22 protein-coding genes and 1 pseudogene are annotated in these 18,978 nt (G+C 68.7%); 15 read left to right on the forward strand and 8 right to left on the reverse strand.

The genetic code is table 11. From position 1 onward, the window contains the following. Window position 1: 1 nt before the first annotated feature. From IFU11_RS16340 to IFU11_RS16360, 5 genes are all read left to right on the forward strand, one after another. On the forward strand, window positions 2-1,000 hold the full coding sequence (locus IFU11_RS16340; protein ID WP_192019626.1) for an alpha/beta fold hydrolase: 999 nt from the start codon (window positions 2-4) through the stop codon (window positions 998-1,000). A gap of 102 nt (window positions 1,001-1,102) precedes the next feature. Beyond that, the gene (locus tag IFU11_RS16345; protein ID WP_085511227.1) at window positions 1,103-1,492 is read left to right on the forward strand and encodes a hypothetical protein; all 390 of its coding nucleotides are present in this window, start codon (window positions 1,103-1,105) and stop codon (window positions 1,490-1,492) included. After that, the gene (locus IFU11_RS16350; RefSeq protein ID WP_192019627.1) at window positions 1,492-2,289 is read left to right on the forward strand and encodes an RES domain-containing protein; all 798 of its coding nucleotides are present in this window, start codon (window positions 1,492-1,494) and stop codon (window positions 2,287-2,289) included. The genes IFU11_RS16345 and IFU11_RS16350 overlap by 1 nt, the downstream gene beginning before the upstream one ends. Before the next feature lie 38 nt (window positions 2,290-2,327). Further along, on the forward strand, window positions 2,328-3,098 hold the full coding sequence (locus IFU11_RS16355; protein ID WP_192019628.1) for a TetR/AcrR family transcriptional regulator: 771 nt from the start codon (window positions 2,328-2,330) through the stop codon (window positions 3,096-3,098). After that, on the forward strand, window positions 3,088-3,429 hold the full coding sequence (locus IFU11_RS16360; RefSeq protein ID WP_191940111.1) for a hypothetical protein: 342 nt from the start codon (window positions 3,088-3,090) through the stop codon (window positions 3,427-3,429). The genes IFU11_RS16355 and IFU11_RS16360 overlap by 11 nt, the downstream gene beginning before the upstream one ends. A 53-nt stretch (window positions 3,430-3,482) precedes the next feature. On the opposite strand, the gene IFU11_RS16365 is transcribed toward IFU11_RS16360, so the two are convergent. Then, window positions 3,483-4,019, reverse strand: a complete 537-nt coding sequence (locus IFU11_RS16365; RefSeq protein WP_191940112.1) for a phosphoribosyltransferase family protein — start codon at window positions 4,017-4,019, stop codon at window positions 3,483-3,485. Between the two features lie 116 nt (window positions 4,020-4,135). Here IFU11_RS16365 and IFU11_RS16370 point away from each other — a divergent pair, with 116 nt between their 5' ends. After that, entirely contained in the window at window positions 4,136-4,522 is a 387-nt protein-coding gene (locus tag IFU11_RS16370) for a hypothetical protein (protein ID WP_191940113.1), read from the forward strand. A 28-nt stretch (window positions 4,523-4,550) separates the two neighbouring features. On the opposite strand, the gene IFU11_RS16375 is transcribed toward IFU11_RS16370, so the two are convergent. Next, window positions 4,551-5,087: a GrpB family protein gene (locus tag IFU11_RS16375; RefSeq protein WP_191940114.1), complete on the reverse strand. Its 537-nt coding sequence runs from the start codon at window positions 5,085-5,087 to the stop codon at window positions 4,551-4,553. A 167-nt stretch (window positions 5,088-5,254) separates the two neighbouring features. Here IFU11_RS16375 and IFU11_RS16380 point away from each other — a divergent pair, with 167 nt between their 5' ends. From IFU11_RS16380 to IFU11_RS20360, 5 genes and pseudogenes are all read left to right on the forward strand, one after another. After that, window positions 5,255-6,574, forward strand: coding sequence for an ammonium transporter (locus tag IFU11_RS16380; protein ID WP_192019629.1), 1,320 nt, complete (start codon window positions 5,255-5,257; stop codon window positions 6,572-6,574). A gap of 129 nt (window positions 6,575-6,703) precedes the next feature. Continuing rightward, window positions 6,704-7,384 (forward strand): DedA family protein, encoded by a 681-nt coding sequence (locus IFU11_RS16385; protein WP_191940116.1) that lies wholly within the window; start codon window positions 6,704-6,706, stop codon window positions 7,382-7,384. A 5-nt stretch (window positions 7,385-7,389) separates the two neighbouring features. Further along, the gene (locus IFU11_RS16390) at window positions 7,390-8,625 is read left to right on the forward strand and encodes an ATP-binding protein (protein WP_244631852.1); all 1,236 of its coding nucleotides are present in this window, start codon (window positions 7,390-7,392) and stop codon (window positions 8,623-8,625) included. Next, entirely contained in the window at window positions 8,622-9,290 is a 669-nt protein-coding gene (locus tag IFU11_RS16395; protein WP_192019631.1) for a response regulator, read from the forward strand. The genes IFU11_RS16390 and IFU11_RS16395 overlap by 4 nt, the downstream gene beginning before the upstream one ends. A 119-nt stretch (window positions 9,291-9,409) precedes the next feature. Next, window positions 9,410-10,510 (forward strand): annotated as a pseudogene (locus IFU11_RS20360) (acyltransferase family protein); the annotation flags it as partial. 165 nt (window positions 10,511-10,675) lie between these two features. On the opposite strand, the gene IFU11_RS20365 reads toward IFU11_RS20360, so the two are convergent. Beyond that, window positions 10,676-11,167 (reverse strand): TetR family transcriptional regulator, encoded by a 492-nt coding sequence (locus IFU11_RS20365; protein ID WP_370582637.1) that lies wholly within the window; start codon window positions 11,165-11,167, stop codon window positions 10,676-10,678. Window positions 11,168-11,297: 130 nt separating this feature from the next. Here IFU11_RS20365 and IFU11_RS16410 point away from each other — a divergent pair, with 130 nt between their 5' ends. Continuing rightward, the gene (locus IFU11_RS16410; protein WP_192019633.1) at window positions 11,298-12,344 is read left to right on the forward strand and encodes an NAD(P)-dependent alcohol dehydrogenase; all 1,047 of its coding nucleotides are present in this window, start codon (window positions 11,298-11,300) and stop codon (window positions 12,342-12,344) included. Window positions 12,345-12,347: 3 nt separating this feature from the next. Here the strand turns inward: IFU11_RS16410 and IFU11_RS16415 are convergent, their stop codons facing one another. The 3 genes from IFU11_RS16415 to IFU11_RS16425 all read right to left on the reverse strand — a co-directional run bounded on the left by IFU11_RS16415 (window position 12,348) and on the right by IFU11_RS16425 (window position 15,850). Next, complete coding sequence (locus tag IFU11_RS16415; protein ID WP_192019634.1) at window positions 12,348-14,249, reverse strand: FAD-binding monooxygenase; 1,902 nt, start codon at window positions 14,247-14,249, stop codon at window positions 12,348-12,350. Between the two features lie 133 nt (window positions 14,250-14,382). After that, window positions 14,383-14,916: a hypothetical protein gene (locus tag IFU11_RS16420; RefSeq protein ID WP_192019635.1), complete on the reverse strand. Its 534-nt coding sequence runs from the start codon at window positions 14,914-14,916 to the stop codon at window positions 14,383-14,385. 34 nt (window positions 14,917-14,950) lie between these two features. Beyond that, window positions 14,951-15,850, reverse strand: coding sequence for a pentapeptide repeat-containing protein (locus tag IFU11_RS16425; RefSeq protein ID WP_192019636.1), 900 nt, complete (start codon window positions 15,848-15,850; stop codon window positions 14,951-14,953). 235 nt (window positions 15,851-16,085) lie between these two features. Between IFU11_RS16425 and IFU11_RS16430 the strand changes: the two genes are divergently transcribed. Then, window positions 16,086-16,442, forward strand: coding sequence for a helix-turn-helix domain-containing protein (locus tag IFU11_RS16430; RefSeq protein WP_192019637.1), 357 nt, complete (start codon window positions 16,086-16,088; stop codon window positions 16,440-16,442). Window positions 16,443-16,474: 32 nt separating this feature from the next. Then, window positions 16,475-17,008 carry a hypothetical protein gene (locus tag IFU11_RS16435; protein ID WP_192019638.1) on the forward strand — a complete coding sequence of 178 codons (534 nt, stop codon included), beginning with the start codon at window positions 16,475-16,477 and terminating at the stop codon, window positions 17,006-17,008. On the opposite strand, the gene IFU11_RS16440 is transcribed toward IFU11_RS16435, so the two are convergent. Together IFU11_RS16440 and IFU11_RS16445 are read right to left on the reverse strand one after the other, a co-directional pair. Continuing rightward, window positions 16,995-17,807, reverse strand: coding sequence for an isocitrate lyase/PEP mutase family protein (locus IFU11_RS16440; RefSeq protein WP_192019639.1), 813 nt, complete (start codon window positions 17,805-17,807; stop codon window positions 16,995-16,997). The two genes, IFU11_RS16435 and IFU11_RS16440, sit on opposite strands and share 14 nt — an antisense overlap. A gap of 62 nt (window positions 17,808-17,869) precedes the next feature. Further along, window positions 17,870-18,439 (reverse strand): hypothetical protein, encoded by a 570-nt coding sequence (locus tag IFU11_RS16445; protein ID WP_192019640.1) that lies wholly within the window; start codon window positions 18,437-18,439, stop codon window positions 17,870-17,872. 105 nt (window positions 18,440-18,544) lie between these two features. On the opposite strand from IFU11_RS16445, the gene IFU11_RS16450 reads away from it, so the two are divergent. After that, window positions 18,545-18,961: a hypothetical protein gene (locus IFU11_RS16450; protein WP_192019641.1), complete on the forward strand. Its 417-nt coding sequence runs from the start codon at window positions 18,545-18,547 to the stop codon at window positions 18,959-18,961. The last annotated feature ends 17 nt before the right edge of the window (window positions 18,962-18,978 follow it).

The following is an 18,978-nucleotide window of genomic DNA, read 5'->3' on the forward strand; positions in this document are numbered from 1 at the left end:
GATGCACCAGGTCCTCGACCTCGGGAGGTTCGCGCTGGAGTCCGGCGCGGACCTCCCGGAGGCGCGGCTCGCGTACACGACGCAGGGCGCGCTGAACGCCGACGGTGACAACGCCGTCCTGCTCCCGAGCTACTACACCGGGACGCACGCGAGCTACGAGCCGTGGATCGGGCCGGGCCGGGCGCTCGACCCGGCCCGCTGGTTCATCGTCTCGGTGAACCTGTTCGGCAACGGCGTCTCGACGTCGCCGTCGAACGCGGCTGAGGAGGTGCGTGGTGCCGCGTTCCCCGAGGTCTCGATCGGCGACGACGTCCGTGCGCAACGGCAGCTCGCCGAGCACCTCGGTGTCCGCCGCTGGCGGCTGATCGCCGGCTGGTCGATGGGCGCGCTGCAGGCGTACGAGTGGGCGGTGCGGTACCCGGAGTTCGTCGACGCGTTCCTCCCCGTCGCCGGTGCCGCGCGGTGTTCCCCCCACAACGCCGTCTTCCTGGCGGGTGTCGAGGCGGCGCTCCGGGCAGATCCGGCCTTCGATGGCGGCCGCTACACGACACCTCCGCGGGCCGGACTCCGCGCATTCGGGACGGTGTATGCGGGGTGGGCCTACTCGCAGGCGTTCTTCCGCGACGGGACCTACCGAGAGCTCGGGTACGCCGACGTCGCCGACCTCCTCGAGGGCTGGGCGGCCGACCACGAGCGGTGGGACGCGAACGACCTGCTCGCGATGGTGCGCACCTGGCAGCGGGCGGATCCCGGGCGAGGGGTCGAGGGCGGTTTGGCCGAGGCGCTCGGGGGCGTGAGCGCGCGGAGCATCGTCATGCCGTCGTCGACCGACCTCTACTTCACCGTCGAGGACAACGTCCTGGAGTCGGCGATGATGCGTCGGAGCGAGGTGCGGATCATCGAGTCCGACCTCGGTCATGTCGCGGGGCGGCCTGGCATGCGTGCCGCCGAGACGGCCGTGATCGAGGCGGCCATGCGGGAGCTGCTGGCCGAGAGGTGAGCCGCCGCTGGATCTGCGTGGTCACTCTCGCCGAGAACGGATAAGGTGCGAGATGTGTGATTGTGGGTGTGATTCAAGCTGGTAAAGCGCTAAACTCGGAGCATGACGATCACGAACTCGACTCCTGGTCTGGGCGCGTTCCAGCGATCGATCCGTGCGGAAGTGCCTGAACTCGTCGAGGACCTCCGTGGAATCCTCGGAGCCCAGCTGCTCGCCTACCTTGGCAATGTGCGCGAGACCCGAGCCGTTCGGCAGTGGGCGGAGGGAACACGTGTTCCGTCTGCTGCCACCGAGTTGCGCCTCCGGACCGCACTCCAGGTCGCCGGCATCCTCATTGAACGTGACCACCCGCGTATCGCGCAGTCTTGGTTTCAAGGGCTGAATCCTCAGCTCGATGACGAGTCACCGGCTCGCCTGATCCGCGAAGGCGACATCGAAGAGGTCGGCCCGCGGGTGATTGCTGCCGCACGAGCATTCACCGCGGTGGGCTAGTGCCAGCTGAGTCTGAGTCAGGACCTCGATTCGTCTCTCGCGACAGCCCAGGAACGGTTTTCAGAGTCGGTTACGGACCCGACCCATGGGCTTGGACCGATTGGAGCCTCGCCAACGGAGGTCGGTTCACGGGGAGATGGGACTCAGAGGATGGCTCCTATCGAACGCTCTATGCGGGGGACTCCCTGTATGGCTGCCTCGTCGAGATCCTGGCCAGGTTTCGGCCGGACCCAGCAGTTGTCGCGGCCATGGCCGCAATAGAGGTGAGTGACAGCGACGACGAGCTCTATCCCACCGTCGATGCAGGAACGGTCGACGCCTCCTGGTTCAGTAACCGCAGGGTGGGTCGCGCAGACCTCGCCGGTCGCTACTGCGACGTGGCGAACTCTCGAACGATCGCAGCTCTACGCGACTCGTTCGCTGCAATGGCCATCCAGGAGTTCGGCCTGAGCGACTTCGACAGCTCAGCGCTGCAGAACAGCCAGCCTCGTGCGCTCACCCAGCGCGTGGGCCGTTTCATTCTCGGGCGAGACGCCAGCGATGGCGGACCGTTCGACGGCATCCAATTCGGATCCCGCCATGGAGCGGACATCGTGCTCTGGGCCATCTTCGAACAGGCGGATGATGGCATCACGAGCGCGAGGCTGGACAACATCGACATCGATGTCCTTCACCTGCAGTCCCCAGATCTTCTGAGCGTGTTGCGCCTCCACAACCTGACCATCGCCGAGTGTCACCACGTCCCATCCGATGGGACGATCGTGAGTGTTCAAGGCCGTCGAGCCGCCCGCCCGTAGGATTGGCGGAGGTGTCCGCGAGCAGGGAGTGGTGATCGATGGCCGGCCGCACAGGAGCATCGCCCGGTCGTCCTCGCGCGAGCGGGATCGCCGCCGAGGATCCTCGTGAGGAGATCATCCAGGTCGCGACCAGGCTGTTCGCGGAGCGCGGGTACGAGCGCACGAGCATGACGATGCTGGCCGAGGCGTGCGGGATGAAGCAGTCCTCGCTTTACTACTGGTTCGCGAACAAGCGCGAGGTGCTGCGGGCGACCGCCGCCTCGAACCGCCAGTCGGTCGGCGCCGCGGAGGCCCTCGGTTCGATCGAGGCTGATGTTCCCGCGAAGCTCTACCGCGTCCTCTACGAGGACGGTGTGGCGATCTGCGAGGCGCCCTTCGACTACAACGAGATCGAGCGGCTCGCGGCGGAGCATCCCGACGACCTCGCGTCGTTCTGGGACGACTACCGCACGCTGTTCTCGTTCGTCGCCGGACTCATCCGCGACGGCGTCGAGCAGGGGACCCTCGTGCTCGGCGGCAGCGAGACGCCGGAGTGGGCGGCAGCGGCCGCACTCCACGCCAACGAGGGCATGCAGAAGGCCTACCGCTATGGCTCCGGCGACATCGCCGCCCAGTACCCGCCGGTCGAGGCCGCCGAGGGTGCGAGCGAGACGGACCGCATCAGGGCCTTCGCGCGGCGCACCGCCTCCGCCACCCTCCACAGCCTCCTTGTCGACCGCGCTGCGCTCGCCGACGTCGAGCGGGCTGCGCTCCAACTCGACCTCGCTGTCGGGGGAGGCGTGAGAGCGGGCAGCACTGATGGTCGCTGAGACCGAGTCCGAGTTCTGGGGCGAACAGGGACGGCTGGGGTTGATACGAGCGGGTGCCTTGAACGGACGGCACATTCTCGTCTATCCGGAGACGGTCGAGCCGTGGTGGACGGTGATTGTCGAAACGCCCCCAGAAGCGACCGTGCCTGACGAGCGATTCATCCCCGATTCCGGCTCGTTCATGCTGCTCATGAGGGAGTGGGATGTGGAGTGGCTCCTGCGCGGGCGGGAGGAACAAGACGTCGAGTCCGCAGTGTTCGGCTGGAGGCCGCTGGTTGGTTCGAGTTGGACGCAGGCGAGTGCCGAACCAGCCCGATTCGGCATTGCATGATTCGCTGGGATCCGGCGTTGGTCACGCCTGCAGCCCGGCGCGCGGGTGCAGCCTCAGCGCAGGTCGCCCGCACGAAGCAGGCTTCGTAGACGAGGAAGGTGGTGGCGGACCACTTCACTCGTTTCGTCGACGATCGTCACGACGGACACGACTTCGCTGCCGAGCTCGTCGACGAGCCGGCTGACCGCGGTGGCCTGGTTGCCGGTTTCCACCCAGTCGTCGACGAGTACGAGTCGCGTGCCAGCCATGACGTGATCGCGACGGATGGAAAGGGTGCGTCGGTTTCCTCGGTAATCCGGCTCGGTCTGCCTTCGCACGACCGGACCAGGGAAGATGGCCCCGTCCTTGCGGACCGCGACAAAACCCACGCCAAGTTGCAGTGCGACGGCGGGACCGAGAACAAACCCACGCGACTCGATGCCGACGATCAGGTCTGGACGGTCGATCGCCGCCATGGCAGCGAGGCCATCGACGACCGCCTTCAAGGAGGAGCCACGCTGCAACATGCTCCAGATGTCCGCGTCGCCGTCGATCCAACGGAAGTGGTCCCGCACGTGAGTGCGGGCTCCGTCGATCAGCGACTGATTCATCTGCCCACCGTACCGATGTCGGACGCCCTGGGGACGCCCTTGCTCCCACTGGGCGGAGCACAGCCGGCTGTCACGCGCCCCGCTGACGAGCTCGACTTCCTGCGTACAGTCGAGGAATGTTCGTTCGCTTCCAGAGTGCCGTTCCGAATCGAAACGGCCGCTTCCCCGGTGTGTTCGCCATGGCGAACGGGCTGCATGACACCGGGCGGCTGTCGGGGAAGGACGCGGCATGGTGGCGTCAAAGCAACGATCGGCTGAATGCCGCATACGCGAACCCATCCCTCGTCTCGCCGGGCAGTTACGAACACCCTGGCGCACGATCGTGGTTCAGGGAGACGGCTATCGATCTCCTCACTCTCACCGGCGGCTATCTCGCACTCCTCGATCGATACGACATCCCCTGGGGCGAGCTCCGAACGATGACGCCGGGCCGCCTCACCTATGAGGACGACGTGCAGATCGTCGCCGTTCCGTTCCGGTACCCCGACGACTGGCCTCTGTGACGCACATCTCCCTGCGTCGAGTTTCGGGTCAGGGAGATGTGTGCCTCGCGACGAACTCTCGGATGAACGACTCCTTGCCGCGGTTGTAGTCGGCGCGTTCCGAAACGGTCGTTGCCAATCCTCGTTTGATGCGCTCGTACTCGCGTGCCAGGCCAGGATTCCCTCGAAGAGCGTCTCGGAAGGCGAGGTGTTCCTTGGCCCAGACCGAGTCCATTCCGCAGACGTGGATGTGCACATTCCGTGGGCGTCCCGCGGGCGGTCGCAGGAAGCGGAAGTTCGCACCGCGAGCGCGGAGAACCATCCCTAGCTCTTCCAGGGCGGGTAGGTAGGCGGGTTCATCTGCGATGTCCGGCACTTGGATCTGCATGTCGATGACCGGTTTGGCGGCAAGCCCGGGGACCGCGGTCGAGCCGACGTGATCGACGTGGGCGGGGAGGGGGTGGAGCGAGTCCTTGAGCAGGTCTTCCCAGTGCCTGCCCATGTCGGCCCAATCGTCGGATGCGTCGTGGATCTCGACCGCTTCCTCGAGCGGCTGATCGAACCACTCAACGTCGACGTCGTCCATCTTTCAAGTCTGCCGAGGGGCGAAACCCGTCCGGACCTGACACGCGAACCCGTAACGAACACGAAACGGATTCGATACTGCATTGAAACCGGTCGTCACGACAATTGGATGACCTATTGAAAATGCGGTCGTCCGTTTCGGATCCCGCGCGAACCCTGGAGGTCCGGATGGACACGGCTGCAATCGCGGGCAACACGGCATGGCTCCTGACGGCGGTGGTGGCCGTGGCACTCATGCTGCCCGGCCTGGCGATGTTCTACGGCGGGATGGTCAGCCGTCGCGTCACCATGAACATGATGATGATGATCTTCGCGTCGTTCTGTCTCGTCGGGATCCTCTGGGTGGCCTTCGGCTACTCGATGGTCTTCGGTGACAGCCTCGGCGGCCTCGGGCTCGTCGGCGACCCCACCGAGTACCCCGGCCTCGGCCAGTTGCTCGTCGCCCCCGAGGGGAGCACGATGCCGCCGCTGGCGCTCGCCGCACTCCACCTGATGTTCGCCGGTCTCACGATCGGGATCGTCGCCGGAGCGGCCGCAGGTCGGATGAAGTTCAGTGCGTGGATGGTCTTCGCCGGTGTCTGGTCGACGCTCGTGTACTTCCCGGTCGCGCACTGGGTCTTCGCCTTCGACTCCGCTGACGGCAGCGTGCAGGGCGGGTGGCTCGCGAACACGATCGGCTCGATCGACTATGCCGGCAGCACCGCGATCCACGTCAACTCCGGGGTCGCCGCCCTCGCCCTCGCCATCGTCCTGGGCAAGCGCAACGGCTTCCCGTCGCAGCCCAAGGCGCACAGCCTCCCACTCACGCTCCTCGGTGCCGGCCTGCTCTTCGTCGGCTGGATCGGCTTCGACGGCAGCGCCCTTGGTGCCGCGGACAACAACGCCGCCGTCGCCGTCTTCAACACCGTCGCCGCGACCTGCGCGGGCGTCATCGTCTGGCTCGTCGTCGAGAAGCTGCGCGACGGTCACCCCACCACCCTCGGTGCCTGCTCGGGCGCGATCGCCGCACTCGTCGCCATCACGCCGTCGTGCGGTGCGGTCACCCCGCTCGGCTCGCTCGCGATCGGTGCCGCCGCAGCGGTCGTCTGCTACTTCGCGGTCAGCCTCAAGGTCCGCCTCGGCTTCGACGACGCCCTCGACGTCACCGCCCTGCACTTCGTCGGCGGCGTCGTCGGTGGCCTCCTCATCGGTGTCCTCGCCGTGCCGCTCGCGCCGAGCGGTGGAGAGGGGCTCCTCGCTGGTGGCGGCTTCCTGCTCCTGGGCAAGCAGGCGCTCGCGATCGTCGCCGTCTTCGTCTACACCTTCTCCATCACCTGGGTGCTCGCGAAGGTGCTCGACAAGACGATGGGCATCCGAGTCTCGGCCGAGACGGAGGCACAGGGTCTCGACGTCGTCCTCCACGCCGAGAACGCCTACGAGGTCAGCACGCACGAAGCGCTCGCCCCGCGTGGGCACGCCGAACCGAAGGTCCCGGCCGTCGTCGACTAGGACCGGCACCGGCGAGGACCGGCACCGGCGAGGACCGGCACCGGCGGCGCCGCAGAACACCACCGGGGTAGGGGGTCCGCGATACCCCAGGGTGATGCTGCGGCGCCGTCCGCTTCGTAGCGTCGGAGCATGGACGTCATCAACGAGCTCATCCTCAACGCAGTGACCTCACCGTGGCTGTACGTGGTGATGTTCGCGACCGCGGTCATCGACGGGTTCTTCCCGCCGATCCCGAGCGAGACGGTGCTCGTCGCCGCGGCAGCCGTCGCGGTCTCGACCGGCGGATCGAACCTCCTGCTCCTCTGCGCCGTCGCGGCCGTGGGTGCGGCGATCGGCGACAACATCGCCTACCTCATCGGCCGCGGGGTCGGCACGACGCGCTTCGCGTGGATGCGGCGTCCCCGGATCGCGGCGGCTTTCGATCGGGCAGGGCGGACGCTCGGGCATCGAGGCGCCCCGCTGATCCTCGGGGCGCGGTACATCCCGGTCGGCCGCGTCGTGGTCAACATGTCCGCCGGTGCCCTCCGATACCCGTGGCGACGGTTCCTGCCGCTCAGTGTCATCGGGGGCGCGACCTGGGCCGCCTACAGCGCGATCATCGGCGTGGTCGCCGGCAAGCTCTTCGAGGACCAGCCGTTCCTCAGCTCCGTGCTCGGTGTGGGCGTCGCGCTCGTCCTCGGCCTGGTCGTCGACCGGGTCGCAGCCATCCGTCGTCGTCGCCGTGAGCGGTCCGATGCGGCCGGCGACGGGACGCCGGCGGAGTCAGACACCGAGGAGCACCCGCCGGCCCTGGCGCTGATGGGACAATGACCCTCATGGATCGGACGGCGCGCGGCACCTCCCGCCGCACCGTCGGACTCTTCGTCCTCGCGGGCGTCGGCGTCGTACTGCTGAGCGTCCTCGTTCCGATCCAGAGTCTCCTCTACGGCACCGTGCTCCCGGCGTCGTTCCTCCTCGGAGCCGCGATCTGCGGCGCGCCGCTGCTGTCCGTGGTGCTCCCGCGCGTCGCGATCGTGCTGTTCTCCGCTGCTGCCTTCGTGCTCCCGCTCGTCGCCTCGCCCGACCACGACCCGGTCTGGCCGTGGCCGTGGTCGGTGCCCGCGCTCATCGCCTTCGCCGTGTTCGTCGGCGTCGTCACCTTCCTCCACGGCTGGCTGCTGGGACTCATCCCGTTGCTCGTCGGCATCGCGGGCTCGCTCGTCGCGGCGCTCCTCGTCCCGTCCGCCGCCGACGCGACCGCCATGGCCGCGGACCTCATCGTCGCGTCATCCGTCGCGGGGGTGGCGTACCTCGTGGCGTTGCTCGTCTCGGGACGCGTGCGGGTGGGGGAGGAGCTGACCCGGGAGCGTGAGATCTCCGCCGCCGAGCAGTCCCGGCGCGTGCTCGTCGAGGAGCGCACCCGGATCGCCCGCGAGCTCCACGACGTGGTCGCGCACAGCATGTCTGTCATCCAGGTGCAGGCCTCGACGGCGAAGTACCGCGTGCCCGGCCTCGCCGAGGACGCCGCAGCGGAGTTCGACGACATCGCCGCCACCGCGCGCGGCTCGCTCGTCGAGATGCGGCGTCTGCTCGGCGTCCTGCGCACCGAGGACCAGGTCGCAGAACTCGCTCCGCAACAGGGCCTGGACGACCTCCCGGCGCTCGCCGACGGTCTGCGTCGCGTCGGCGCCGACATCACCCTCTCGATGCACCGCGGCGACGAGGGTGTCCTCGTCCCGCCGACCGTGCAGATCGCGGCGTTCCGCATCGTGCAGGAGGCGATGAGCAACGCCGTCCGACACGCACCGGGCGCGCCCATTGTCGTCGCCGTGCGGGTCGATGCGACCGCGGTGCAGCTGCGCATCCACAACGGTCATGCGCAGAGCCCGGGGGAGCACGGCGCCGGGCACGGCCTCCGCGGCATGCTCGAACGCGCCGCCCTCCTCGACGGCACCCTCGACGCCGGCCCCGACGGCGCCGGCGGGTGGCTCGTGGCGGCCGTACTGCCCGCCGGCGAGCCGAACCCGACGCCATCCCACCCTCGATCCAGCCCCACGAAGGACCGCCAGTGACCATCGACGTCCTCATCGCCGACGACCAGGCCATGGTCCGAGCCGGGTTCGCCGCGCTCCTCGACGCCCACGACGGGATCCGGGTGACGGGGCAGGCCGCGAACGGTGCCGAAGCGGTCACGCTGTCCGCGCGGCTCGACCCCGACGTCATCCTCATGGACGTCCGCATGCCCGAGCTCGACGGCATCGAGGCGGCGAAGCGCATCCTCGGCCCGGGCTACCCGGCGGCGAAGGTCCCTCGCATCATCATGCTCACCACCTTCGACATCGACGACTACGTCTACGACGCCCTGCAAGCCGGGGCGAGCGGCTTCCTCCTCAAGGACGCGCTGCCCGAGGACCTCGTGCACGCCGTGCGGGTGGTGGCGGCCGGTGACGCACTGCTGGCCCCGAGCGTCACCCGGCGGATGATCGCCCAGTTCGCCGCGCAGAAGCCCCGTGCCTCGCATGGCACCGCGCGGCTGGCGGAGCTCACCGAGCGCGAGCGCGAGGTGCTCGTCCTCATCGGCCATGGGCGGTCGAACAGCGAGATCGCCGCGACCCTGTTCATCGCGGAGCAGACCGTGAAGACCCATGTCGGCAAGGTCCTCGCCAAGGTCGGCGCGCGCGACCGCGTGCAGGCCGTGATCTTCGCCTACGACACCGGACTCGTCGCCCCGTCCTGACCCGGACCCCGTGCGTCCGGCGCCTCACCCCTGGGTACGGGGCGCGACGACACCGCCGGGTGATGTGCCCTTCGGTACCGCGTTCATAACCTCCTCGGACATCACCGAGGAGGACCGTCATGGCCATCACCCACACCCCGCACCGCCGCTCCAGACCCGCACCCGTGACCGGATCGTCGCCCGTCCCGTCCGGTTCGCGCGACACGGGCATCGACCTCGTCCGCGCCTGCTGCATCGTCGGGGTCGTCGTCCTGCACGCGATGATGGTCGGCGTGACGGTGACCTCCGCCGGTCCCGTGTTCGAGAACGCGAGTGACGGCACCGCCTGGATCGCCCCGCTCAGCTGGGTCCTGCAGGTCATGCCGCTCTTCTTCGTCATCGGCGGGTTCGCCGGCCTGCTCGCGTATCGACGCCACCGGTCGCACGGTGCGCCGGCCTCGGCGTTCGTCGCCGCGCGGCTCCATCGCCTGTTGCTCCCCGCGGTCGTCACCATCGGCTGTGTGGGAGCCGCCCTCGCGATACTGACCGTGGCCGGTGTCCCCGCCGACCTCGTCGCCATGGCCGGCTTCCGGTTCGGCCAGCCACTCTGGTTCCTCGGCGTCTTCCTGCTCTGCCAGGCACTGCTGCCTGCGCTCGCCGCCGCCCACGAGCGCGCACCGCTCCGGTCGATCGCGTCACTCGCCATCGCCGCCGTGCTGGTCGACGTCCTGCGTGCTGCCACTGGTGTCGACGCCCTCGGATTCATCAACCTCGTCCTCGTCTGGACCGCGCTCCAGCAACTCGGGTTCTTCCTGGCGGACGGCTCGATCGGCGCGCTCAGCCGGCGTGTCCGGGCGCTCGCCGGTGTCGGGGCGGTCGTCGTCCTCGTGCTCACCTGGTGGGCCGGCGTGTACTCGAGCGACCTCATCGCGAACATCAACCCGCCCACCGCGGCGCTGCTCCTCGTCGGGGTCGCCCACACGGCACTGCTGTCGCTCGTCCGCGAGCGACTCACTCGGCTGAGCGCGCGTCGCCGGGTCGCGTTCGTGACCGACTTCGTCACCCGTCGCGCCATGACGATCTACCTCTGGCACATGCCGGTACTCCTCGCCATGGCCGGTGCGTCGGCAGTGTTCGCGCTTCTGACCGGCATCGCCCTCCCCGCGCCGGACAGCCTCGGGTGGTGGTTCGGACGGCCCCTCTGGCTGGCGGTGGCACTGACACTGACCGCACTGGTCGCGACGGTGTTCGCCCGTGTCGAGGCGGTTCCGCCTCCGGTCGCGATCGGTGCACGACGGCGCCTCGCGATCGCCGTCCTACTGGGGCTGGGCGCGATCGTGGCGCTCCTCGTGATCGGTACGACGGTGCTCAGCGCGGCGCTCGCCGTGGTGCTGATCCTCGACGCGTTACTCCTGAGTGCAGAGCCCGGCGCGGATCGTCGCAGCCAGCGCTGTGCGCCGACGGTCGTGGACCTCGGATGCGTCGGCGGACGTGGCGACGACGGTCATGGACGCCTGCGCCCACGTCGCCGCGGTCGAGATGAGCAGCGCCCAGACGTCGGCCGGGTCGAGGTCGGGACGGATCGATCCCGCTCGCTGCTCCGCCTCGATGTCCCGGAGGTGGCGGAGGTCGTGGTCCTCGAGGCCGCTGTAGAGGTACCCGGTGCTCTCGCGTTCGAGCCGCTTCCACATGACGAGGCGGGCGAGCGCCGGATCGGCGAGGTAGTCGTCGTACAGCCGGGCCGCGTACTCGGGGAGCTCGGCCGCCGTGAACGGCACGCGATCGCCGTTGGCGATGACGTGCGCGTCGAAGACGGCGTCGAACAGCTGGTCCTTGGCGCCGTAATAGGCGTAGATCATCGGCTTGCTCATGCCTGAGCGCTGGGCGATCCTGTCCACCCGTGCGCCGGCGATGCCGTGGGTGGCGAACTCCTCGGTCGCGGCGTCGAGGATGCGCTGACGAGTCTGTTCTGCGGTGTTCATCGCTCGAGTGTATCGATGCTACCAACTAGTAGGTAGTATCGACCGCATGCGCACAACCGCCCTCATGTCCACGGCCGCCCCTCGGTCGCTCCAGCAGACCGTCATCGAACGCCGCGAGCTCCGACCGGACGACGTCGATGTCCGCGTCACGCACTGCGGCGTCTGTCACAGCGACCTGCACGCGCTCGCCTCCGTGGGCCCGGGTGCGGGGCTCGTGCCCGGTCACGAGTTCGTCGGCGAAGTCGTCGCCGTCGGCTCGGACGTGACGTCCTTCGCGCCCGGCGACGCCGTCGCCGTCGGCAACATCGTCGACTCGTGCGGAACCTGCACGATGTGTCTGCGCGATCAGGAGAACTTCTGCGTCGAGTTCCCGACGCTCACGTACGCCGGCCGCGACCGCGTCGACGGCAGCACGACGCTCGGCGGGTACTCCGGGCGCTACGTCGTGCGCGACAGCTTCGTCTACCACCGCCCGACCTCCCTCGACCCGGCCGGTGTCGCACCCCTGATGTGTGCGGGCATCACCGTCTGGGAGCCACTTCGCACCAACGGCGTGGGGGAGGGGACGCGACTCGGCGTCGTCGGCCTCGGGGGTCTCGGTCACCTCGCCGTCCGCCTCGGTCGCGCGCTTGGCGCCGAGGTCACCGTCTTCACCACGTCTGAGGGCAAGGCGACCGATGCGCTGCGGCTCGGGGCGTCCCGAGTGGTGGTCTCGACCGATGCCGACGCCATGGCTGCGGCGGCCGGCAGCCTCGACCTCGTCATCGACACCGTCTCGGTGGAGCACGATCTCGTGCCGTATCTCCGCGTCCTCGACCTCGACGGGACGCTCTGCTCGCTCGGCTACCTCGGCCCGATCGACATCCAGGCCATGGACCTGCTCCTCGGCCGGAAGCGTCTGACGTCGGCCGGGAGCGGTGGTCGCCGGTGGACGCAGGACCTCCTCGACTTCTGCGGCACCCACGGCGTGACAGCGGACGTCGAGGTGGTCCCGGCAGCCGACGTGGACGTCGCGCTCGATCGGCTGGCCCGCAACGACGTCCGGTACCGCTTCGTGCTGGACCTCGCCGACATCGACGCCGAGCTCGCCTGACGATCAGGCGTTCGCGTTCGTCGCCTGTCGTCCCATCACGCCGTCGAAGAACGCCGCGAGCTCCGCGGTGGCCGTGAGCGGGAGCACGTGGGCGACGTACTGGTCCGGACGCACGACGACGACGGCACCCGCTCGGTCGACGCCGCGCTCGGCGAAGATGTCGACGTCGGGATGGCGGGCGTAGACCTTCTCGTAGTCGATGAGGTCGAACGGGCCGACGCGCGGCAGGAACACCGGCGGGACGGCGCCGAGGTCGATGTCGGTGTGGCGCTGTTGGTAGACGATCTTCACGTCGAACCAGTCGTCGGCCAGCACGCCGTCGGGGACCAGGTGGAGGGGCGACTCCGGTGCGTCCTGCAGCCAGGCAGCCAGCTCCGTCGATCGGCCCGACGACGGCGAGGCGTCATCCGCGAAGACGTAGATCCGCCAGCGCCCGTCGGCCGTGGCGTGGTGTCCGAGATGGATGTGGTTGGCATCCGCGACGCGCGAGGTGAGTGCGGACTTGAACCGCTTGCCGATCGGGAAGCCGCTCGCGAGGTGCTGGTGGGTCGCCTCGCCGACGATTTCCGACGGGGTGTACTCGGTCATGAAGCCCGCCGGGAACTCCGCCGTCCGTACGTAGAAGTCGGCGAGCTCGGAGGGATCGTCGAACTCCTCCGGCCGCTTGGCCATGAGGCTCGACCACTCGCGGTCGAAGTCGATGAGCTCCCGGGCGACGACCTGACGCTCGGCCGAATACGTCGCCAGCAGGCTCTCGGGGCTCCGGCCCTCGAGCACGTGGCCGAGCTTCCACGCCAGGTTGAAGCCGTCCTGCATCGACACGTTCATCCCCTGCCCGGCCTTCGCGCTGTGGGTGTGACAGGCGTCACCGGTGATGAAGACACGCGGCGTGCGCGAGCCGAGTTCGTCGATCGGGACGTCGTCGAAGCGGTCCGTCAGGCGATGGCCGACCTCGTAGACGCTGTGCCAGGCGACATGCTTCACGTCGAGCCGGTAGGGGCTCAGGATGGTGTTCGCGTGGTCGATGATCTGCTCGATCGAGGTCGACCGCACGGCCTCGCTGCCGCCCGACGGCACCTCGCCGAGATCGACGTACATCCGGAAGAGGTGTCCGCCCTCGCGAGGGATGAGCAGGATGCTGCCGCCGGAACCCGACTGGATGGCGCACTTCGTGCGGATGTCGGGGAAGTCGGTGACGGCGAGGGCGTCCATGACGCCCCACGCGTGGTTCGCCTGGTCGCCGGCCAAGGTGCAGCCGATCGCCTGGCGGACGGCACTCCGGGCACCATCGGCTCCGATGACGTACTTCGCGCGGACGGTCCTGGTCTCGCCGGCGGACTCGTCGCTCGTGTCCAGCAGCGTGACCGCGACCGGGTACTCCGCGTCGTCATCGATCTCGAGTCCCTGGAACGCCCACCCGTAGTCGGGTCGCATCCGGGTCGGGGCGTTCGCCATGTACTCGGCGAAGTAGTCGAGCACTCGGGCCTGGTTCACGATGAGGTGCGGGTACTCGCTGACGCCGGTGGTGTCGTCGAGTGGTCGGGCGCCGCGGACGATCCGACCTGGGTCCTCCGCGTCGGGCTGCCAGAACGCCATCTCGGTGATGCGATACGCCTCGGCGGTGATGCGCTCAGCGAAGCCGAAGGCGTCGAAGGTCTCGACACTGCGGGCCTGGATGCCGTCCGCCTGACCGATCGCGAGGCGTCCCGGTCGACGCTCGACGATGCGCGTGGTGATGGACGGGAAGCGGGACAGCTGGGCGGCCGCGATCATGCCCGCCGGCCCGCTGCCGACGATGAGGACGTCGACCTCGTCCGGGAGGTCCTCGGGTCGATCGACCCCGACGCCCGCTGCGGGCAGGACCCGCGGATCACCGGAGACGTAGCCGTGGTGGTGGAACTGCATCGATTCCTCACTTCATCGTCAAGAATTCGATAATGGAACACACTGTTCGCTTATCGCACGGCAGACACTACCCTGCACCGGCGCACGGTGGAAGACCGTTCGCCGGTGCAGGTGCAGCTCGAGTCGCGGGAGCTCAGTCCTTCGTCGCCCAGGTGCCGAGGTCCTTGACCTCGATGACCGTGGGCAGGGCGTCCTTGTCGCCGAGGAAGGCCTGGCAGGCGACGAGCGGGGCGTCGGGGGATACCCCGGCCGTCGCGTTGCCGTCCGGAGTGCAGTCGAACTGCCCCAGGACCTTGATGGGCTGGTAGGTGCCCGTGCCGCTGAGCTTCCATTCGTCCGTCGTCGGCACGGGGAGTGCGGAGCGGTCGGCGTCCTTGATGTCGCCGTCCGTCAGCGTGACCGAGTAGGTGACGAAGTACGGGGTCTTCCCCTCGTCCGACGGCGTCGACTGCACGCCCATCTCGGCGAGGTCGCTGAGCTTCCCCTCCCGGACGTCGTCGATGGCGAACGACATCTCGACGCCCGTCCCGACCTCGACGGTCACGCCCATGCCGAGCGCCAGAGCGTCGTCGGGTGCCTGCTGCGGGCTCGAGCACCCGGTGAGGGCGATCCCGGCGGTCGCTGCGACGAGGGCGGTCAGGGCGAGGGTGCGGTGCAAGCGGATCATGTCATCGACGGTATCGGGGACGGCCGCCCGAGGCCTACGGGGACAACTCCCCATCTGTCGGGGAGGAGGTGTGACTCGCCGTCGCCCAGTGCCCCGGCCGGTCGAGGGTGGCCGGCAGGAGCGTCGCCTCGTCACCTCGTGCCGCGTTGAGCTGCATCTGGGTGAGGAACAGGGCGTCCGAGAGGTCGGCTCCGTCGAGTCGTGCACCGCGGAGATCCGCGCCGAGCAGGTCGACGCCCGCCAGGTCCGCCCCACGGAGGTTCGCGCCGATCAGGACCGCACCGCGCAGGTCTGCTCCGCACAGTCGACGAGCGCGCAGGTCGCGGCCGGCGAGGTCCGCGGAAGGGTCGAGGTCGTCGTCCGGCTCGGTGTCGGCGCCGGCCAGGTACCCGCCCCGCGCCTCCTCGCTGACGTCGATCAGCACACTTCGGATGTCAGCGCGGAGGGACTCGACGTCGTACGCGAGGATCTCGGAAGTCCCACCGTCGAGCGTCCGCTGGATCCCGGTACGGAGCCGGCGGATGTGCGCCATCAGGTCTGACGCGGCCGTCCGCTCGGCGGCTTCGACGAGGTACCAGCGCATCTCCTGCAGCTGGCGCACCACGGAGAACGTGGCGAACATCTCGGCGCTCGTGTCGGGGCGTTCCCGCCAGCTCGTCCCGCTGAAGAGCTCCTGCGAGACGAGCTGGCCCGCGCCGAAGCAGTCGAAGACGGTGCATCCGCTGAACCCTCGTGGGCGCAGGGATTCGTGGATGGTGCAGGAGAAGTCGTCTGCCAGATTGAGGCAGGGCGTGCCTGCCGGTTTGTCGATCGGGAAGTCGGTTGATCGTTGGAACCCGAAGGCGGTGCAGCAGAGCGCGAAGCAGTCAGCGCAGTTCGCGCGAAGCACCGAGCGGTCGTCGGAGGGGGTGGAGGAAGCGTCGATGGACGTCATGCGTGGGTGTTCTTTCCGGAGTGGTTTCGAGTGGGGGCCGGGGTGCAGGGGAACTCCGCAGGGAGCTCCCGTTCCGGGCGCACGAAATCACCGCCCCTCGTGGGAGGAGCGAACGGGTGTCGCTGAAAGGCCTCTGGGTCACAGAGCGAAAGAACGGTTCACTGCCCTCAGGGTATCGGAGGGCGTCGGATCGGCATGCTCGATCGCGTTGCTCACAGAACCCAAGGGTTCTAAGATGAACAGCGATTTCGTGAATGGCAGAAGGGTGATGACGATGAGTGAGAAGCCAGTGAGTTGGGGGAGCGCGCGCGCGAAGTTGGGCCGAGATCCGGAGCGCGTCGCCGCCGCTCGCCATGCCGCCGAGTCAGAAGTGCTCGCTTATCAACTGGTCACGCTGCGGAAGGAAGCTGATCTGACGCAGACGGAGCTCAGTAAGACGATGGGCGTATCGCAGCGTCGTGTGTCGGCCATCGAACACGGGCAGCTCGAGTCGTTCGAACTCGACACCATCAGGAAGTACGTCGCCGCGTTGGGTGGTCAGGTCCGGGTTGTCGCCGACTTCGGGGATCGCAGCGTCACCCTTGCGAGTTGACCTTCTCGCTGGCCTGTGATCGCATCGAGCAGATGAGTATGCGTCCACTGGTGCTCTCGGGCGGTCCTGCGGTCGGGAAGTCGACCTGCGGCAGGCGCCTCGCCGGAGAGCGTGAACGAGCGGCGTTCATCGATGCCGACGACGTTCGGCAGTTGATCGTGGCCGGTGACGCGACGCTCTGGAGCGGTCCGGAGGGTCGAGCACAGCACCTGCTCGCGGTCCGGAACGCCGCGGCGCTCGCTCGCAATCTCGGTGACGCCGGCTTCGACGTGGTCATCGCGGATGTCGTGCCGGCTGACGCGCTCGCGGCCTACCGTGCGGAACTCCCCGACTGCCTCGTGGTCCATCTCACGCTCCCGGTGGATGAGGCGCGAGAGCGTGCAGCGACGCGCCCCGCGTATCTGACGGACGGCGAGTTCGATTTGCTGCACGACCTGCTCGCGTCGCCGCCGGAGGTCGACGTCGTCCTGGACGTCTCCGGCTTCACGATCGACCGACAGGTCGAGGCGATCCGCGACGTGTGGTCGGCGTCCCGCTGGTCCCGCCGGGGGTTCAGTCCCGGATGAGCTGGTTGAGTGCGGCCCAGCCGAGCGTGGGCGGTGATGCGGGAGCCGCATCGGGCGTCTCGAGCATCGCCGTCGCCCACTGCTGCGCGAGGCTGTAGGCGGCCTCCGCGATCGACGAACCCGCGCTGATGCGACTCGCGCCGGCTCTCGCGAGCTCGCTGACCGTCAGCGTTCCCGGACCGAAGGCGACGTTGAGCGGCAGGGTCGTCGCATCGGCGAGCCGCTCGATCGTGTCGGCTCGGAGGGCACCGAGCACGAAGATCCCGCTCGCGCCGGCCCGTGCATACGCAGCGGCACGCGTCACCGTCTCGTCGAACCAGCGGTCGCCTCCGATGTCGCCGAGTCGATGCGTGTCGATCCGGGCGTTGATGAAGAGGGGGATACCGGCGTCATCAGCGGCAGACCGTGCTGCCGCGATCCGTCGTTCCTGTTCCTCGATCGGGCGGAGGGAGTCCTCGAGGTTCACCCCGGAGGCGCCCGCGTCGATGCAGGAGGCGATCGTGCCGGCGACCTCGTCCGGTGTCTCGCCGTAGCCGCCTTCGATGTCCGCGGTGAGCGGGACGGGCACCGCGGATGCGATCCGCCGCACGGCATCGAGGGCGACGTCGCGGGTCAGCTCGTTCCCATCGCGGTACCCGAGCGACCAGGCGACCCCGGCACTCGTCGTCGCGATCGCGCGGGCGCCGGACGCCAGGATGGCGCGGGCGGAGGCGACGTCCCAGGCGTTCGGCAGGATCAGCGGGTTTCCGGGGACGTGCATCGCCTGCAGGACGAGCGCGCGTTCGAGCGGTGTGGTCATCAGGCAAGTCCAGCACATCTCGCCTGGCCGTTCGACCGCGTGGGTGGCTGAGACCCTGGGGGTCAGCGGACGGAAGGCGTGAGGGCTGAGCTCAAGCGGGACATCGGGATCGCGCCGGGGAACGGCTCGCGCGTCGGCTCCCAGCCCGGTTCGGTGAGACGCCGCTCGGTGACGTTCTTCGTCTGCCCGTCCCAGATCCTTGTGAGGACATTGCCGGTGCGCCGGCTCAACATCGTGATGATCAGGTTGAGCGGCGAGATCGGGACGGGCATCTCGACGTCGAGCAGGATGCAGAGCCGACCCGAGTACAAAAACTTCGGATCGTGGTTCACGAACCACCCGCCGCCGCCGATCCGCAGGTAGGTCTCGCCGATGTATCGCGTGGCACCGTCGTTGAAATCGGTGTCCTGCTCCTGCGCGAAGGCGTGGCGGTCCGGCCAACGGTGGAGGATGAGCCGCTCGAGGGAGGCGAGCGAGTCCCGCGAGTAATCGGTGACGACCTCGCGCGGTGTGAGGAAGTCCCCGAATCGTGCGAGGCGCGGGTGCATGATCTCCAGCCACTCGATCAGCAGCTTGTCCTGCTCCGGTGCGGGTGATTGCTCGTCGGTCTCGGTGCGTCCGTCGTCGTTCATCCCTCGAACGTACGCGGTGGGCTACGGGCAGGGAATGGGGACATCTCCCCTCGGTGTGGTTGGCTGGGCCACACCTGATTGAATTCGTGACTCTAGGAGGTAGCCGTGCGTGTCTTCGGTGTCTTTGCCCTCGTGCTCGCCGCCGTCGGCCTCGTGGTCGCCTCGCTGATCGTGATCGGCAACCCGGATCTGGCCGCACCCGGTCCGCAACTCCTGCCGTACCAGGCGTACGACTCCTGGCGCTTCATCCTCGGCCTCCTGCTGTGGGGTGCGGGTGTCTGGCTCGCGGTCGGCATCCTCGCGGTGTCGCGTCAGCCGGGGCTCGCCTGGCTCGTCCTGCTGGCGTTCATCCCGCTGCTCGTGGTCGACCTCATCGGCGGCGGCCTGATGCCGAGCTTCGTCTTGGCACTCCTCGCTGTCGTCGTCCTCGGGCTGGTCGTCCCGGTGATCGTCGGGGTCGTCGGCGTCGCGATCGGCGGGGCTGTCCGCCGTCGGAAGCTGCGGACAGCACCGACGGCCTGAACCGCTCGGCTGGCGCT

The sequence above is a fragment of the Plantibacter sp. CFBP 8804 genome (assembly GCF_014841225.1).
Lineage (GTDB): Bacteria > Actinomycetota > Actinomycetes > Actinomycetales > Microbacteriaceae > Plantibacter > Plantibacter auratus.